Source organism: Leisingera sp. M523 (assembly GCF_025141335.1).
Classification (GTDB): domain Bacteria; phylum Pseudomonadota; class Alphaproteobacteria; order Rhodobacterales; family Rhodobacteraceae; genus Leisingera.
The window spans coordinates 150,459-167,619 of the sequence record NZ_CP081036.1; the positions used below are offsets into that span (position 1 = coordinate 150,459).

General features: G+C 62.6%; 17 protein-coding genes and 1 riboswitch. Of the genes, 16 read left to right on the forward strand and 1 reads right to left on the reverse strand.

Annotated features, from left to right (window positions below):
* The first annotated feature begins 3 nt into the window (after positions 1–3).
* The 10 genes from K3557_RS00710 (at position 4) to K3557_RS00755 (ending at position 9,640) form a co-directional block, all read left to right on the forward strand.
* Positions 4–309: a hypothetical protein gene (locus K3557_RS00710; protein WP_129369476.1), complete on the forward strand. Its 306-nt coding sequence runs from the start codon at positions 4–6 to the stop codon at positions 307–309.
* A 142-nt stretch (positions 310–451) separates the two neighbouring features.
* Entirely contained in the window at positions 452–1,462 is a 1,011-nt protein-coding gene (locus tag K3557_RS00715) for a PhoH family protein (protein ID WP_134828862.1), read from the forward strand.
* A gap of 80 nt (positions 1,463–1,542) precedes the next feature.
* Positions 1,543–2,055, forward strand: a complete 513-nt coding sequence (gene ybeY / locus K3557_RS00720; RefSeq protein ID WP_259999502.1) for an rRNA maturation RNase YbeY — start codon at positions 1,543–1,545, stop codon at positions 2,053–2,055.
* 22 nt (positions 2,056–2,077) lie between these two features.
* The gene (locus K3557_RS00725) at positions 2,078–2,977 is read left to right on the forward strand and encodes a hemolysin family protein (RefSeq protein WP_259987698.1); all 900 of its coding nucleotides are present in this window, start codon (positions 2,078–2,080) and stop codon (positions 2,975–2,977) included.
* The gene (gene lnt, locus K3557_RS00730; RefSeq protein ID WP_259996911.1) at positions 2,974–4,473 is read left to right on the forward strand and encodes an apolipoprotein N-acyltransferase; all 1,500 of its coding nucleotides are present in this window, start codon (positions 2,974–2,976) and stop codon (positions 4,471–4,473) included. Before K3557_RS00725 ends, lnt begins: the two co-directional genes overlap by 4 nt.
* 61 nt (positions 4,474–4,534) lie before the next feature.
* Positions 4,535–4,584: riboswitch (SAM-SAH riboswitch) on the forward strand.
* A 6-nt stretch (positions 4,585–4,590) separates the two neighbouring features.
* On the forward strand, positions 4,591–5,772 hold the full coding sequence (gene metK, locus K3557_RS00735) for a methionine adenosyltransferase (RefSeq protein WP_259987694.1): 1,182 nt from the start codon (positions 4,591–4,593) through the stop codon (positions 5,770–5,772).
* Between the two features lie 268 nt (positions 5,773–6,040).
* Positions 6,041–6,697: a hypothetical protein gene (locus K3557_RS00740; RefSeq protein ID WP_259996913.1), complete on the forward strand. Its 657-nt coding sequence runs from the start codon at positions 6,041–6,043 to the stop codon at positions 6,695–6,697.
* 90 nt (positions 6,698–6,787) lie between these two features.
* Complete coding sequence (locus K3557_RS00745; RefSeq protein WP_259996914.1) at positions 6,788–7,564, forward strand: tRNA (guanosine(46)-N(7))-methyltransferase TrmB; 777 nt, start codon at positions 6,788–6,790, stop codon at positions 7,562–7,564.
* A gap of 100 nt (positions 7,565–7,664) precedes the next feature.
* Entirely contained in the window at positions 7,665–9,011 is a 1,347-nt protein-coding gene (gene aroA / locus K3557_RS00750; RefSeq protein WP_259996916.1) for a 3-phosphoshikimate 1-carboxyvinyltransferase, read from the forward strand.
* Positions 9,008–9,640, forward strand: a complete 633-nt coding sequence (locus tag K3557_RS00755; protein ID WP_129369485.1) for a d(CMP) kinase — start codon at positions 9,008–9,010, stop codon at positions 9,638–9,640. The genes aroA and K3557_RS00755 overlap by 4 nt, the downstream gene beginning before the upstream one ends.
* 108 nt (positions 9,641–9,748) lie before the next feature.
* Here K3557_RS00755 and K3557_RS00760 read toward each other — a convergent pair whose 3' ends face one another.
* Positions 9,749–10,228, reverse strand: coding sequence for a YHS domain-containing (seleno)protein (locus K3557_RS00760; RefSeq protein ID WP_259987685.1), 480 nt, complete (start codon positions 10,226–10,228; stop codon positions 9,749–9,751).
* Between the two features lie 234 nt (positions 10,229–10,462).
* On the opposite strand from K3557_RS00760, the gene K3557_RS00765 reads away from it, so the two are divergent.
* From K3557_RS00765 to K3557_RS00790, 6 genes are all read left to right on the forward strand, one after another.
* Complete coding sequence (locus K3557_RS00765; RefSeq protein WP_259996918.1) at positions 10,463–11,005, forward strand: hypothetical protein; 543 nt, start codon at positions 10,463–10,465, stop codon at positions 11,003–11,005.
* A 166-nt stretch (positions 11,006–11,171) separates the two neighbouring features.
* Positions 11,172–12,317: an amidohydrolase gene (locus K3557_RS00770; RefSeq protein ID WP_259996920.1), complete on the forward strand. Its 1,146-nt coding sequence runs from the start codon at positions 11,172–11,174 to the stop codon at positions 12,315–12,317.
* A 2-nt stretch (positions 12,318–12,319) separates the two neighbouring features.
* Positions 12,320–13,510, forward strand: coding sequence for a diaminopropionate ammonia-lyase (locus K3557_RS00775; RefSeq protein WP_259996922.1), 1,191 nt, complete (start codon positions 12,320–12,322; stop codon positions 13,508–13,510).
* The gene (locus tag K3557_RS00780) at positions 13,503–14,669 is read left to right on the forward strand and encodes a Xaa-Pro peptidase family protein (protein WP_259996923.1); all 1,167 of its coding nucleotides are present in this window, start codon (positions 13,503–13,505) and stop codon (positions 14,667–14,669) included. The genes K3557_RS00775 and K3557_RS00780 overlap by 8 nt, the downstream gene beginning before the upstream one ends.
* Positions 14,670–14,682: 13 nt before the next feature.
* A complete protein-coding gene (locus K3557_RS00785) occupies positions 14,683–15,438 on the forward strand; it encodes an aspartate/glutamate racemase family protein (RefSeq protein WP_259996931.1) in 756 nt (251 codons plus the stop codon).
* A 142-nt stretch (positions 15,439–15,580) separates the two neighbouring features.
* Positions 15,581–17,152 (forward strand): alkaline phosphatase family protein, encoded by a 1,572-nt coding sequence (locus tag K3557_RS00790; protein ID WP_259996932.1) that lies wholly within the window; start codon positions 15,581–15,583, stop codon positions 17,150–17,152.
* Positions 17,153–17,161: the final 9 nt, after the last annotated feature.

The following is a 17,161-nucleotide window of genomic DNA, read 5'->3' on the forward strand; positions in this document are numbered from 1 at the left end:
ACCATGCTGATGCGTAAAACACTTCTGCTCCTCGCCGCCGCGGCCCTGGTCCCGGCCTGTTCCGAAACCCTGGACAAAACCCGTGACCAGCATGCCGGCGATGGTTCTTCCAGCCATCTGTCGAATATGACCGCCGGCATCTGGGTCGACCCGCAGGGCTGCGAGCACTGGATTATCGACGACGGTCTCGAAGGCTACGCCGACCTGCGCCGCACACCTGATGGCAAGCCGGTCTGCAACAGCAACCTGCCGCGCAACACTGCCACCGGCCCGTTCAAGGCTGGCTCTACCTTCGCCGACGCGCTGTAAGCGGACTTTGTGCCAATTGCTTTTCAGCCGCCCTCCGGGGCGGCTGTTTTGTTTCAGCGGTGTGAATTTTGTGCGCCGGATCTTGCGCAATTTCCACTTCGCGGGCAAACTGAAAGAGCAACGCCAGATTGAGGAGATCAGCTTGGCCATCAGTGCCCTGAATGACGCGCAAGACCAGTCCGCAACCCATGAAGTGCTTCTGGAATTTCCCGACAACCGATTGCTGATCGACCTGTGCGGCGAATACGACCGCAACCTGGCTGACATCGAACAGAAACTGGGCGTGCAGATTGTCCGCCGCGGCAACCAGCTGTCGGTGATGGGCGAGGAGTCGGCACGCGGTCAGGCGGCCGGGGTGCTCACCGCGCTATATGACCGGCTGGAAACCGGCCGCAGCGTCGAAAGCGGCGATATCGACCGCGAATTGCGCATGGGCCAAGAGACGGCGGATGCCGAACCGGACGGCCAATTGCAAATGTTCCGCGGCGGCCGGGTGGAAATCAAAACCCGTAAAAAACTGGTGGAACCGCGCACCGAAGCACAGAAGGCCTATGTGCATTCGCTGTTCGAAAGTGAACTGGCCTTCGGGATCGGTCCGGCGGGCACGGGCAAGACCTATCTCGCCGTTGCGGTGGGTGTCTCCATGTTCATCACCGGCCATGTGGACCGCATCATCCTCAGCCGCCCGGCGGTGGAGGCGGGCGAAAAGCTCGGCTACCTGCCCGGCGACATGAAGGACAAGGTCGATCCTTACATGCAGCCCTTGTACGATGCGCTGAACGACTTCCTGCCGGAAAAACAGGCGGCCAAACTGATCGAGGAAAAGCGCATCGAAATCGCGCCGCTGGCCTTCATGCGCGGGCGCACGCTGTCCAATGCCTTTGTGGTGCTGGATGAGGCGCAGAATGCGACCACCATGCAGATGAAGATGTTCCTGACCCGCCTGGGCGAAGGTTCGCGCATGGTGATCACCGGCGACCGCTCCCAGGTCGATCTGCCGCGCGGCGTGCAATCGGGTCTGGCAGACGCGGAACGGCTGCTGAACGCGATCCCTAAAATCAGCTTCAATTACTTCACTGCCCGCGACGTGGTGCGGCACCCCCTTGTGGCGGCGATCATCGAGGCCTATGACGCGGATGCTAAACCGGCCTGATGCTAAGGCTCTGCCGGGTTTCACCTTTGTAAAAATACTCCGGGGGTGCGGGGGCTGGCCCCCGCATGTGCAACGGCTCCATGACGCTCGACATCACTATCGAAGACAGCCGCTGGCAAGAGGCCGGGCTTGAAGCACTGGCTGAACAGGCTGTCTCAGCGGTTCTGGCGCATTTCGCATTGGACCCGGAGGATTGCGAAATCTCGCTTCTGGCCTGTGATGACCCGCGCATTGCGGATCTCAACGCCGAGTTCCGCGAAAAGGCCAAGCCGACAAATGTGCTGAGCTGGCCTGCCGAAGACCTTGCCGCGGAAGAAGACGGCGGCACCCCGGCGCGGCCCCAGGCCGATTTCACCGGCGAATACCCGCTGGGCGACATCGCGGTGTCTTATGACACTTGTGCCCGCGAAGCTGCCGAAGCAGGCAAGCCGCTGGGCGATCACACCCGCCATTTGATTGTTCACGGAATGTTGCATCTTTTAGGTTATGATCACATTCGTGACCGGGATGCCGCATTGATGGAAGGGATTGAGGTGCTGCTACTTGGCAAAATGGGTATCGCGAACCCATATATGAGTGAGGACGCCCCTTAAGCGGGGCCTTTGGATAGGATCGATGGGCGACATAGAAGGCAGTTCTAACGCGGCGCAGGGCGCGCTGCAGAACATCAATGGCACGGCAGCGGATGCGCCGGCCTCTGGGAAAACCGGTTTCTGGGCACGGCTCTTCGGGGCCTTCAGTGCAGAGCCGCAGTCCGAAGAAGACAGTGGCCGCGAACAGCCCGTTGCCGGGACGGAACCGCGTGGCATGATGAACCTGCGCCGGCTGCGGGTTGAGGACGTTGCGATTCCATCTGCAGAAATCGCCGCTGTGCCGGTCTCCATCGCCAAGGAAGACCTTGTCGGCATTTTCCGCGAAAGCGGCTTTACCCGGATCCCGGTGTATGAGGGCACGCTGGACACGCCGCTGGGCTTTGTTCACCTCAAGGATTTCTCGCTGACCCACGGCTTCAACGGCGGCACCTCGGACTTTGAGCTGTCCCAAATGCTGCGTCCGCTGCTGTTTGTGCCGCCGTCGATGCCGATCGGGGTACTTCTGACCAAAATGCAGGCCGAGCGCCGCCATATGGCGCTGGTGATCGACGAATACGGCGGTGTGGACGGGCTTGTCACCATCGAGGATCTGATCGAGCAGGTGGTCGGCGAGATCGAGGACGAGCACGACGCCGATGAGCTGCAGACCTGGTTCGAGGAAAAGCCCGGATGCTACATTGCGCTTGCCCGGACCCCGCTGCCGGAATTCGAGACTGAGATCGGCCAGTCTCTGACCAGCCACGACGACGTGGACGAGGAAGAGATCGAGACCCTGGGCGGGCTGGTCTTCATGCTCTCGGGCCGGGTGCCAGCCCGCGGCGAGGTGATCGAACACCCCGAAGGCACCGAATTTGAAGTGATGGACGCCGACCCCCGCCGGATCAAGCGGTTGCGGGTTCGGCTGCCAGACGCCGCTGCATGATGGCAACCGGGCTGCGGCAGGCCGTGCGGCGGTTCAGTCCGGCCCGTGCCGGTCTGGCCTTTGGCGGCGGCGCGCTGGCGTCTCTGGCACTTGCCCCCTGGAGCTTTTGGTTCGGACTGCCGCTTGCCTTGGGCGCCGCAGGCTGGCTGGTTCTGCAGGCCGCCACGGCGCGCGCGGCGATGCTGGCCGGCTGGCTGTTCGGGCTGGGGTATTTTGCCTTTGGCCTGTCCTGGATTCTTGAACCCTTTCAGATTGATCCCGAACGCCATGCCTGGATGGCCCCTTTTGCGCTGCTGTTTCTGGCGGCCGGGCTTGCCTTGTTTTGGGGCGCTGCCTTTGGACTGGCCGCCCGGTTCAGCGCCGGCGTCTGGCGGATCCCGATGCTGGTTGCTGCCTGGTCCCTGGCGGAATTTGGCCGCGCTTATCTGCTGACCGGTTTTCCCTGGGCGGCTTTCGGACAATTCTGGATTGATACGCCTGCTGCAAACCTGCTGCCCTGGATCGGCCCGCAAGGGCTGGCGCTGCTGACGCTTGCGGCCTTCCTGCCGCTGGCCTTGCTGCGGCGGGCCCCGGCGGCAGCCTTGGCGCCATTGGGGCTGGCAGCAGCCGCTGCCTTTACCGTTCCCGCCCCGCCGCAGGCAAATCCAACAGGCAAGACCGTGCGAATCGTTCAGCCCAACGCACCGCAGGATTTGAAGTGGCACCCGGATTACCGCTGGGAATTTGTTCGTCGCGCTGTTGCTTTTTCTGCCGAAGCGCCGCGTCCGGATCTGATTGTCTGGCCGGAAACCGCGGTGCCGCAGCTGCTGAATTATGCGGATGACACCCTGCGGGTCATTTCCGAAAACGCCGGCGGGGTGCCGGTGCTTCTGGGCATCCAACGGGAGCAGGCGGGCGCTTTTTACAATTCTGCGGTGCTGCTGGACATGGACGGTCAGCCCGCTGCCGCCTATGACAAGGCGCATCTGGTGCCGTTCGGGGAATATGTGCCGTTTGGCGACGTCATGGCGCGGTTCGGGATCTATGGTTTTGCGTCGCGGGCTGGTGCGGGTTATGCCGCCGGGCCCGGGCCGCAGGTCATGGATCTGCCTATTGGCCGTGCCTTGCCGCTGATCTGCTACGAGGCTGTTTTTCCACAGGATGTGAATGCCGCAGAGACCCGCCCCGACATGCTGGTGCAGGTCACCAATGACGCCTGGTTCGGCACCCGGTCCGGCCCCTTTCAGCATCTGGTGCAGGCCAGGATGCGGGCCATCGAGCAAGGCCTGCCAATGATCCGGGCTGCAAATACCGGGGTGTCTGCAATGATCGGTGCGGACGGAACCCTGCTGAACAGCCTGCCGCTGGGTGACGCGGGTTATATCGATGCGGCCTTGCCTGCGCCGCTGCCGCCGACGCTCTACAGCCGCATCGGGGATTGGCCGGTGTTCCTACTGTGCCTGTTGGCTGCGGCTGCGGTTTTTTTGCGCTCCCGCGCCCTTGTGCCGCGGTCATAGCTGCTTAACTCTATTGGAATATAGATTGACCCGCGCGGATGGGCCGCGTACTGCGGCTTGATACCTGCCACAACGGCTTCCTGGCGTGGCAAGGATGGAACCAGTGGAGCACTTTTCATGACCCGTATGAACTACACTTTCACTTCGGAATCTGTCTCCGAAGGCCACCCGGACAAGGTCTGCGACCGCATTTCAGATGCGGTGCTGGATGCCTTCCTGGCGGAAGAACCCGAAGCACGCGTGGCAGCTGAAACTTTCGCCACCACCAACCGTGTTGTCATCGGGGGCGAAGTCGGCCTGTCCGATCAGGACAAGCTGCACGACTACATGGGCAAGATCGACGAGATCACCCGTGCCTGCATCAAGGACATCGGCTACGAGCAGGACAAATTCCACCACGAAACCGTGGAAGTGACCAACCTGCTGCACGAACAGTCCGCCCATATCGCCCAAGGCGTGGATGCGTCCGGCGACAAGGACGAAGGCGCCGGCGACCAGGGCATTATGTTCGGTTTTGCCACCAATGAAACCGATGCGCTGATGCCTGCGCCGATCCAGTATTCCCACGCGATCCTGCGCCGCTTGGCGGAAGTGCGCAAAAACGGCACCGAGCCTGCGCTGGGTCCGGATGCGAAATCGCAGCTGTCGGTGGTCTACGAGGGCGGCAAGCCGGTGGGCGTCAGCTCGCTGGTGCTGTCGACCCAGCACCTGGACGAAAGCCTGACCTCGGCTGACATCCGTGCATTGGTGGAACCCTACATCCGTGAAACCCTGCCCGAAGGCTGGCTGACCAGCGCCACTGAATGGCATGTGAACCCGACCGGCAAGTTTGTGATCGGCGGCCCGGATGGCGATGCCGGCCTGACCGGCCGTAAAATCATCGTGGACACCTATGGCGGTGCGGCCCCGCATGGCGGTGGTGCGTTTTCCGGCAAGGACCCGACCAAGGTGGACCGCTCGGCAGCCTATGCAGCGCGCTATCTGGCCAAAAACGTCGTGGCTGCGGGCATCGCGGAGAAATGCACCATTCAGCTGTCTTATGCCATTGGCGTGTCCAAGCCGTTGTCGATCTATGCAGACACGCATGGCACCGGTGAAGTGGACGCAGCGGCGATTGAAAAGGCGATCGACCAGGTGATGGATCTGACCCCGCGCGGCATCCGTTCGCATCTGGGCCTGAACAAGCCGATTTATCAGCGCACCGCTGCCTATGGCCATTTCGGCCGCGATCCGGAAGCCGATGGCGGTTTCAGCTGGGAGCGCACCGATCTGGCCGGGGCGCTGAAGAAAGCAGTCTGACACAGGGCTGATTGAAACAAGAGAGCGGGCCGCAGGGGCCGCTCTTTTTTGTTTGGGTGATGCTCCCGCCCGTTTCGGCGCATTCTGGGAATGCGCCTCTCCCGTTGGGCCGGGCGCCGCGCTGCGGCGCGGCGGGCCGGTCAGCAATGCTGACCGGGTGTTTCGCGCGCGAAATACTGAGGCAGAAGAGCTGACGTTTTGAGGCTGGAAGACACCGGTCCGCTGCACCATAGTGCAAAGAAGAATGTTTCCAGCTGCCGGGACTGCGATGCTGCGCGTGATAACTGTTCTTTCCTTTCTGGCACTGGCGTCATCTGCGTCCGCCAAGGATACATTGCCGCAAAAATTCAGCCTGCAAGGCGGAACGCTGGTTTATGACACCGAACGGAAAACGGAAGACGAGCCGGCGGAAATCACCGACCAAGACATCGGGCGCCTGCAGGAAATTCTGAAGAAGAACCCGGAAATCTCCGAACTGCAGCTCAACAGCATTGGCGGCAGTGTCTATGCCGGGGAAGAGATGGCCGGGCTGGTGCTGGAACACGGGCTGGACACATCGGTTGACGGGGCTTGTATCAGCGCCTGTGTCGATGTCTTTCTGGCCGGCAGCCGGCGACGGATGACAATCGGGTCCAAGATCGGCTTTCACCAGCGCAATTGGCCGGCGGCAGCGGTGCATAAATACTATCGGAGCGAGCGGAAGGCACAGCGCTGGGCGACGCCTTTTGAGTTCGGATCCTGGATCTATGTGGATACGCAGCGCGAAATCCACGACCATCTCAGTTATATGGTGGCGCGCGGCGTCGATCCCGGCTTTGCGATTGAGACGCTGCGCACGGACCCGGATGGCGAATGGTATCCCAGCCGCTTGCGGCTGATTGCAGCGGGCGTTCTGCGCGAGATCCGGCAGGGGCAAACCCGCTAGCCGGTTTGACACAGGCTTGACCAAGAGGCCCGCATGCGGCAGAGGAGCGTCCAGCCTTTCAAAAGACGCCCTGAACAGGAGCCTAGACGCATGTCCGGCGACCAGAAGCCCCGCGACGACAAGACCAAGAATGCCCGGACCGCTGTTGCCAATGCGGCCGATAAACATGCCAGCGGCGCGCCTTGGCGCAACTTCTATGGCCGCTTCAAAGGCAAGACTCTGAAAGACAGCCAGAAGCGCTATCTTGACGAAGATCTGGCCAGCCTCAGCCCCGGTGCGGTCGATTGGGATGTGAACCCGGACCGCACCCCGCTGGACGTGAACGCGCTGTTCGGCGGCAAAGATGTCTGGCTTGAGATCGGCTTTGGCGGCGGTGAGCATCTGGTGCATCAGGCCGCAAGCAACCCGGATGTTGGCATCATCGGGGCCGAACCGTTTATCAACGGCGTCGCCATGCTGCTGGGCAAGATCCGCAAAGCGGGCGCTGAGAACATCGCGGTGCATCCCGGTGACGCGCGCGATCTGATGGATGTGCTGCCCGAGGGTTCCATTTCGCGTGCCTTTCTGCTGTATCCCGATCCCTGGCCCAAGGCCCGCCACCACCGCCGCCGCTTTGTGACGCAAGAGCATCTTGAGCCGCTGGCCCGCTGCCTGAAGCCGGGCGCGATCTTCCGGGTGGCGACTGACATTCCCGACTATGTGCGCCAGACCCTGGAGGAGGTGCCGAAGGCCGGTTTCGAGTGGCTGGCCGAAGGTCCCGAAGATTGGCGCCAGTCCTGGGATGACTGGATTTCCACCCGCTATGAGCAGAAAGCCCTGCGCGAGGGCCGCACGCCGCATTACCTGACCTTCCGCCGCCTTGGCTGAGGGTGCGGGCGGGCTGCGGGCAAAGGCTCTGGACCGTCCAGCGCCAATCCGTTACCGATAGCGCCAACGTAAGTAAGCACCGACAGACGAAGGAAGCCCCATGTCCGGACACGGCACGCCCATCCCGATGACCTCCCACCGTGCCGATCCGCTGAAAGGCGTGGCAGATGTGCCCGGGGACAAGTCGATTTCGCACCGCTCGCTAATCCTGGGCGCGCTGTCGGTGGGGGAGACCAGGATTTCCGGCCTGCTGGAGGGCGAGGACGTTCTGGACACAGCCAAAGCAATGCAGGCCTTTGGCGCCGAGGTGGTGAACCACGGCGGCGGCAGCTGGTCGGTGTTCGGCGTTGGCGTCGGCGGTTTTGCTGAGCCGGGCAATGTGATCGACTGCGGCAACTCGGGCACCGGGGTGCGGCTGATCATGGGGGTGATGGCCACCTCTCCGATTACTGCGACCTTTACCGGCGATGCCTCGCTGAACAAGCGCCCGATGGCACGTGTCACCGACCCGCTGGCGCTGTTCGGCACGCAATCCGTAGGCCGCTCCGGCGGGCGGCTGCCAATGACTATCGTGGGTGCGGCTGATCCGGTGCCGGTGCGTTACAAGGTTCCGGTGCCGTCCGCGCAGGTGAAGTCCGCGGTGCTGTTCGCAGGCCTCAACGCACCGGGCAAAACCGTGGTGATCGAAAAGGAAGCCACCCGCGACCATACCGAGCGGATGCTGGCCGGTTTCGGCGCCGAGATCACCACCGAGGAAACCGAAGAGGGCCGCGTTATCACCCTGACCGGCCGTCCGGAGCTGAACCCGCAGGTGATCGCGGTGCCGCGCGATCCGTCCTCCGCCGCCTTCCCGGTCTGTGCCGCGCTGATCACCCCCGGTTCCGACGTGCTGGTGCCGAACATCGGCCTGAACCCGACCCGTGCAGGCCTCTACTATACTCTGCAGGACATGGGCGCAGATCTGACGTTTGAGAACATGCGCGAAGAGGGCGGCGAGCCGGTTGCCGATCTGCGGGCCAAGTACTCGCCCGATATGAAGGGCATTGAGGTTCCTCCGGAACGCGCCGCCTCGATGATCGACGAATACCCGGTGCTGTCGGTGGTGGCTTCCTTTGCGGAAGGCAAGACCATGATGGCGGGCGTCAAGGAGCTGCGCGTCAAGGAAAGCGACCGCATCGACGCCATGGCCAAGGGCCTGCGCGTCAACGGCGTGACGGTTGAGGAAGGCGAAGACTGGTGGGAAGTCACCGGTCTGGGCATCAATGGCGTGCCCGGCGGCGGCACCTGCGAAAGCGTCCTGGATCACCGCATCGCCATGTCCTTCATGGTGATGGGCATGGGCGCGCAGAACGCGGTCTCCGTCGATGACGGCGGCCCGATTGCAACATCCTTCCCGATCTTCGAGAGCCTGATGGGGGACCTCGGCGCCAAGCTGGAGCGCACATGAGCGAAAGTTACACGATAGCCGTTGACGGCCCCGCGGCGGCTGGCAAGGGGACGCTGTCCAAGGCGCTGGCGGCCCATTACGGCTTTAGCCACCTGGATACCGGCCTCTTGTACCGTGCGGTCGGGGCGAAGATGCTGGATGGTGTGGCGCCAGTAGAGGCCGCGCAGAACCTGACACCGGAAGACCTGGCGCGCGACGACCTGCGCGGGCGGGAGGTGGCACAGGCGGCCTCCAAAGTGGCGGTGATTGCCGAAGTGCGCGCCGCATTGATTGATTTCCAGCGCGCCTTTGCCCGCCGGGCCGGGGGCGCGGTGCTGGACGGGCGCGACATCGGCACCGTGATCTGCCCCTATGCGCAGGTAAAATTTTTTGTCACCGCCAGCGCCGAAGTCCGCGCGCGGCGCCGGTTCCTGGAACTCGCTGCTGCGGGCAAGGTAACCACGCTGGATGAGGTGCTGGGTGATGTGAAGGCCCGCGACGAGCGCGACATGAACCGTGCCGAGGCGCCATTGCGGCCGGCGGCTGATGCAATTCTGATCGACACCAGCGATCTGAGCATCGAAGAAGCCCTGGCCAAGGCGATCACAGTGATCGAAGCCCGCCGCGAGGCCGGCGAAACACTGGCGTAAACATCAAACAACCAAAAACACCCGCAGCTGACGCAACAGCCGCGGGTGCAAGGGCAGGCGGGACGGAGCGGAACCGCCTGGCCCTCCGGGACGCAGGGTGGTGCGCGATCAGAGCTCGCTGACGGCGGTGTGCTTGATCTGGCCCCACTGGGTGTCTGCGGTTTTGGCGGTGCCGGGCACGTCTTCCAGGAAGGCGGCGCGGGTGGCGGCGTTCAGGAACAGGAACAGCTTGCCGTCATGCACCAGATACTGGTCCGGGTCGCCGTCGAATTTCTTGCCCACAGACACGCCATAGGAACAAAAGCCGCCGTGCTGCGGCAGGTATTTCGCCGGATCGGCCTCGAACGCGGTCTTGTTCTCCTCGGATGTGAAGTAATAAGAGGCGCCGTCCACAGTGGCAGAGTAGTTTGCCACGCCTTCCACCGGGTTGCGGCTGTCCAGCAGCGACACAAGATCCACGCCATGCGCAGCCAGCGGTGCGCCGCCGGCCGAGATACCGTTGGAGACATTGAGTTCATCAGCGGCAAAGGCCGGGGCAGCCAGCGCGGCAGAGAGCGAAATCAGGGCGGTTGTCAGAAGAATTTTCATGGGTGTCCTCATCAGGTTCAGTTGCGGGTTGTTCTGTTCAGTTCAGGCTGTGCAGCCCGATGAGTTGAACTTAGGTCCGAAATCCTGGACGTTTAATTCCCGTTCGTTCGTCTGACATTGCAGATCGTCCCGATCTTCGTTTGAGCTTAGTCACAGAGCCTCACTCATCTGTGCATGGAGCCTCGCGTCGCGGCGCAGTAGCCTGTGTGCATGTGTCAATGAGGAGGTGCCGTTATGGCCTGGTTGCGGACGATTGTGACAGCGTGTGTTCTTGCGGTGCCTGCCTTGGCGCAGGACACGCCCGACCCCCTCCAAGCCCCGGAAACGCCGATGACCTATGAACGGCTGGGGCGGATACTCTTTGCATTGGACGAAAACGCGCAGCCCGCGGGCACCGGGTTTCAGCTGACTATTTCAGGCGTACCGATGCTGGTGGTGACCGACCGGACGGCGGACCGGATGCGGGCGATGGTGCCGCTGCGCCCGGCCGAGGGGCTGACAGCGGAAGATATGATGCGGATGATGCAGGCCAATTTCGACACGGCCCTGGATGCACGCTATGCCGTGGCCAAGGGGCGGCTTTGGGCGGTGTTCATCCACCCGCTGTCACCTTTGGAGAAAGACCAGCTGATCTCCTCGCTTGGCCAGACCGTCAATATCGCCCGCACCTATGGCACGCTTTACACCGGCGGGGCGCTGCAGTTCGGCGGCGGCGACAGCCCGGGCATCCAGCGGCAGCTGATCGAGGAGCTGCTGGAAAAGGGCGAGGAAATCTAGGCTTAAGTTCCCGGAATGCGGTCCAAACTGCAGCCATTCTGACAGGTACGAATTTCCGCCCGCAACCCGCTCGCGGCAATAAATTTCGTCACTGCGTCACCAGAAATATACGCGCCAAGTCATGTTTCGCAGAATAAGGTCTCTGCAATCAGCTTGGGGAACGCATATGAACAGCTTTCAGGACCGCCTGACCGCGCTGCGCCGGGATTTCCACCGGCACCCGGAACTTGGCTTTCAGGAAGACCGGACCAGGGCCAAGGTCGCCGATCATCTGCGCGGCCTCGGGCTGGAGGTGCATGAAGGCGCTGGCGTTGTCGGCCTGCTGCGGGCGGGCACCGGCAACCGGGCCATTGGGCTGCGGGCCGATATGGACGCGCTGCCGATCACTGAAACCTCCACCCACGGTTATGTTTCTGAAACACCCGGCAAGATGCATGCCTGCGGCCATGACGGCCATATGTCCATGCTGCTGGGTGCCGCGGAACGGCTGGTGCAGGAGCAGAGTTTCGACGGCACTGTTGTGTTCATCTTTCAACCCAACGAAGAACACGGGCTGGGCGCCCAGGCGATGATTGCCGAGGGGCTGCTGGAGCGGTTCCCGATCGAAGAAGTCTATGCCATTCACAACTTGCCCGGCGCGCCGGCGGGGCAGGTTTCGACCCGCCCAGGGCAGATCTGCGGCAGCGAAAGCCTGTTTGAAATCTCGATCAAGGGGCAGGGCGGCCATGCCTCAATGCCGCAGGCGGGCGTGGATGCCATCACTGTCGGGGCGGAAATGGTGCTGGCGCTGCAAACCATCGTTTCGCGCAAGCTGGCGCCGGGGGCTGGTGCTGTGGTGTCGGTCACGGAGTTTCTGACAAACGGCCAGCGCAATGTGCTGCCGGGCCAAGCGGTGCTTAAGGGCGATGTCCGCGCACGGGTGCCTGCGGACCGCGAGGCGGTTGAACGTTTCATGCGCCAGATAACAGCCGGTGTTGCGGCCACCCATGCGGTGGAGGTTGAGATGACTTTCAATACCGAATTTGTCGAAACCATCAATGCGGAAGGCCCGGCTGAGGCCGCCTGCCGTGCGGGCGAAGCTGCGGGTTGCGAAGTAATCCGCAACCGCCCGCCGATGAGCTTTTCCGAAGATTTCGCCCATTTCGCCGCCGCTGTTCCGGGCTGCTTTCTGCTGATGGGCAATGGCGAGAACGGGCCAAACGGCCAGCCGCTGCATGCGGCGGATTACGATTTCAATGATGCTCTGCTGCCCATTGGCGCAGAATTCTGGGTACAGCTGGTGCGTGACCGGCTGCCAGCGGGAAAGGACTGAACATGTTTGAACACTTTACAGTTGCCATGCGCCACACGGCAGGCAGCCCGAAATCCGGCGATGCCGCTTATACCGTTCTGTCCGAGCAGGACTTTGGCAATGCCTGCGCAGAAATCACCGCTTGGGATGGCTATGAAGCGACGCCGCTGGTCTCGCTGGCAGGGCTGGCGGGTAAAATCGGCGTTGACAGGATCGACTACAAACACGAAGGGCCGCGGTTCGGCTTGGGCAGTTTTAAGGCGCTGGGCGGGTCTTATGCGGCGCTGCGGGTGCTGCAGCGCGAGCTGAGCCGCCAATCGGGCCAGGACGTCAGCCTGGAGGAGATCCGCAAGGGCGCCCATAAACATGCCTGCGCCGGGATCACTCTGGTCTCGGCCACTGATGGCAACCATGGCCGCTCGCTGGCCTGGGGCTGCCAGCGGTTCGGCGCACCCTGCCGGATCTACATCCATGCCGAGGTCAGCGAAGGCCGCGCTGTCGCCATGCGCGAACTTGGCGCCGAGGTGATCCGTATCACCGGCGATTATGACGAATCCGTGCTGCTGGCCAAGAAAGAGGCCGAGGAAAACGGCTGGTTTGTGGTCTCGGATACCTCCTGGGAAGGCTACACCGAGCCGCCGCGCGATGTGATGGCTGGCTATTGCGTGATGACCCGCGAGGTTTGCGAAACGCTGGAGCAAGCACCGACCCATGTGTTCCTGCAGGGCGGTGTCGGCGGGCTGGCGGCCTCGGTCGCGGCGGCGCTGCGGCAGTATTACGGCGCCGAGTCACCGCGGGTTGTGATCGTTGAGCCGGAACTGGCCGCCTGCCTGTTCGACAGCGCCCGCAATGGCAAGGCGACCAATTTCGCAATTCAGGAAGAAACCATCATGGCCGGCCTCTCCTGCGGCGAGCCGTCGGGAATGGCCTGGGAAATCCTGGCCGAGGAAGCCTCGGACTTCCTGACCATCCCGGACAGCATTGTGGCGCCTGCGGTGCGTCTGCTGGCCAATGCGGAAACTGGCGATCCGGTGGTTGAAGCGGGTGAAAGCGCAGTTGCGGGCCTTGCAGCCCTGATTGCCGCCTGCCAGGCGCCGGATCTTGCCGAACAGCTAGGGCTGGGACCCAAGGCCCGCGTGCTGCTGATCGGCTCCGAAGGTGTCACCGACCCGGCGATCTATGCCGCGATCATGGCAGGGCAAAACAATGTCTAAGGCGCCCATGCGCGGGTTCCCGGACGCGGAGTTTGCGGCCCGGACCCAAAAGGCGCAGGCGCTGATGGCACAGCAGGGGCTAGATGGGCTGCTGCTGCTGACCGAACCCGAGGTGCGCTATTTCAGCGGTTTTCACACCCTGTTCTGGCAAAGCCCGACGCGGCCCTGGTTCCTGTTTGTGCCGCCTGCGGGCAAACCTATTGCGATTATCCCGGAAATCGGCGCCGACCTGATGCGCCGCACCTGGATCGAGGATATCCGCACCTGGAGCGCCCCTGCGCCCGAGGACGATGGCATCAGCCTGCTGACAGAGCTGCTGTCGCCGATTGCCGGCCGCGGCGGGTCACTCGGAGTGATGAAAGGGCATGAAACCGCGCTGCGGATGCCGCTGGGTGATTATGAACGGCTGGTGTCTGGCCTGCCGGGACTGAAAATCGCGGATGCAACGCCGCTGGTGCGCAGTCTGCGGATGGTGAAATCCGCCGCCGAGATCGAAAAGCTGTCGCATATCTGCGCCATCGGCTCGCGCAGCTTTGCGCAGGTGCCGCAAATCGCCCATGAGGGCCAACCGTTCGAGGACCTGTTCCGCGCCTTCCGCCGCGAGGCACTGGCGCAAGGCGCAGACGATGTGCCCTATCTGGTCGGCGGCGCCGATCAGGGCGGCTATAGCGACGTGATTTCACCGCCGACGGGCCGGCCGTTGCAGGCCGGCGACATAGTGATGCTCGATACCGGCTCCACTTGGGACGGGTATTTCTGCGACTTCGACCGCAACTTTGCCATCGGCCGCGCCGACGACCTGTCGCAACGGGCCTATGACGTGCTGTGGCGCGCGACGGAGGCCGGGATTGCAGCCGCCAAACCGGGGGCGACCTGCCGCGATCTGTTCCTGGCAATGCAGGGCGTGATTGCTGAGCTGGACGATCAGGGCGGTGACGTGGGCCGCTTGGGCCACGGGCTGGGAATGCAGCTGACCGAATGGCCTTCGCATGCGGCATTTGACGGCACGGTGATTGAAGAGAACATGGTGCTGACGCTGGAGCCTTCGCTGGGGTACGGTGACGGCAAGATCATGGTGCATGAGGAAAACATTGTGGTGCGCGCTGGTGGTGCCGAATTGCTGACAACCCGCGCCGCGCCTGAACTGCCGGTGATCTGAAGGAGGACCCGCGATGAAGCTCCCTTATGACACGGACGCCGGCATCGGCACCCGCGCGACCCTGGGCGTGATCGTGCTGGAAACCGATGAGACGCTGGAGCCGGAATTCGCCCGGATGATGGCGCGGGACGGCGTGGCGCTTTATCACAGCCGTATCCCGATGGTGCCCGAGGTCCGGCCCGAGACGCTGGCGCAGATGCAGGCGGATCTGCCGGCCTCGGCGCGGCTGTTCCCGTCTTCCCTCGACTTTGATGTGATCGGTTACGGCTGCACCTCGGCGTCAACCGTGATCGGTTCGGCCAAGGTCGCCGAGGCGGTGCAGACGGTCTTGCCCAAGGCCAAGGTGACCGACCCGCTGGCGGCGATCATTGCAGCGGGCAAGGCGCTGGGCGCCTCCCGGCTGGGGTTTGTCACGCCTTATCTGCCAGAGGTGTCCGCGCAGATGCGGGCCAATCTGGAACAGGCGGGGTTTGCAATTGCCGGGTTCGGCTCGTTTGAGGAAATGGACGACCGGGTGGTGGCACGGATCACCGAGGCGGCCATTGCGGATGCGGCGCAGCAGGTTGCCAAGGCAGAAGACTGCGATGCCATTGTGATTTCCTGTACCAACCTGCGCTGCCTGCAGATCATTCCAGAGATTGAGGCGCAAACCGGGGTGCCGGTGATTTCCAGCAACCAGGCGCTGGCCTGGCACATGCTGCGTCTTGCAGGTGTTACGGAGCCGCAACCGCAATTCGGCAGGCTGTTCACACGGGGTCTGGCCGCCTGATAGATACAATTGTCCGGGATTTGTCAGCTGACAATTTTTCAGATTGCATCCTGCAGAGCGGTGTAAACGGTGCTTGAAATCCCTGTGCAGATCGCGACAGATTGCCAGTCGAAAACTGTCTTGTGCCTGCAAGGATGCCTGGATGCCTGCAAACCGCCCCGAGACACGTCCCGCAAACCGGAACGTGCTGTTCATCATCATCGACCAGCTGCGTGCGGATTGTGTGTTCGGCGCTTTGGCGGAACATGTGGAGCTGCCGAACATCCGTGCCTTCATGAAGGATGCGGTGTCCTTCAAACGGCATTTCTCGGTCACCAACCCTTGCGGGCCGTCGCGGGCCTCAATCCTGACCGGACAATACGCAATGAACCATCGCTCGGTTCGAAATGGCACGCCGCTGCGTCATGACACGCCGAACATTGCGACAGAAATGCGCAAGGCAGGCTATATGCCGATGCTGTTCGGCTATACTGATACGTCGCAGGACCCGCGGGCATTTGATGCCAATGATCCGGCGCTCAGAACCTATGAATTCCCGATGAACGGGTTTCACGAGATGACCGAGATGCGGATGGAAATGTCCTATCCTTGGCAATCGCATCTGATGAACCAGGGTTATGCGTTCGAAAACTATTGGGATGTATACAAGCCGGTGTCGCCAAGTGGCGGCGCGCCCAGGCTGAACGATCCCGCGCTCTATGCCGCTGAAGACAGTGACACCGCGTTTCTGACCAATTCCTTCCTTGGCAAAATGACGGCCTACCACAAGGAAAGCTGGTTCGCGCATCTGACCTATATCCGCCCGCACCCGCCGCTGGTGGCGCCAGCCCCCTATAACACCATGTACGATCCTGCCTCGCTGCCGCTGCCCGAGCGGCTGGCGGCACCGGATGCGGAGTGCGAACAGCATCCGTTCTTTGATCCGGTACTGCGCAAGAGCACGATCGCAGGGTTCGTTGAAGGGTTCCCGGATCTTGAGCCGACAGATGATAACATCCGTACCCTGCGCGCGGTTTATCTGGGGCTTGCGAGCGAGGTGGACCATCATGTCGGCCGTGTAATCGAGTTTCTTAAAGACACGGGCCAGTACGACAACACGATGGTGGTGATCACCGCCGACCATGGCGAGATGCTGGGCGACCGGCATTCCTGGGGAAAAATGACGGTCTATGACGCCGCCTATCACACGCCGCTGATCATCCGGATGCCGGGCAATGAGGCGAATGCCGGAGCCTGCCTCAGCCAGATCACCGAGTCGATTGACGTGACGCCGACTGTTTTGGAATGGGCCGGTCAGGAGATCCCGAATGCGATGGACGGGCGGTCGCTGCTGCCGCTGTTGCAGGGAGAGCATCCGCAGGACTGGCGGCAGTATTCCTTCTCGGAACTGGATTTCTCGGAGCCGCTGACGCCGACGCTATGGCAGCAGTCTCTGGGCACATCGCCAAGCGAGAGCTGCCTGGGCATCTTGCGGGACGAACGGTTCACGCTGGTTGAGTTTGCCGCTGATCTGCCGCCGATGCTGTTTGACAGCGAAGGGCAGGGGGAGCTGGAGAATGTGGCCGGGCAGCCGGACTACGCAAGCGAACTGAACCGGCTGACCCGGATGATGCTGCGGCACCGGATGAAAAACATGGATCACACGCTGTCGCTGATGTCGATCACCCCGGATGGCGCGCGCGGCGTGGCCCGGTTTCCGCAGCCGAAATCCTGACCGCAGCCT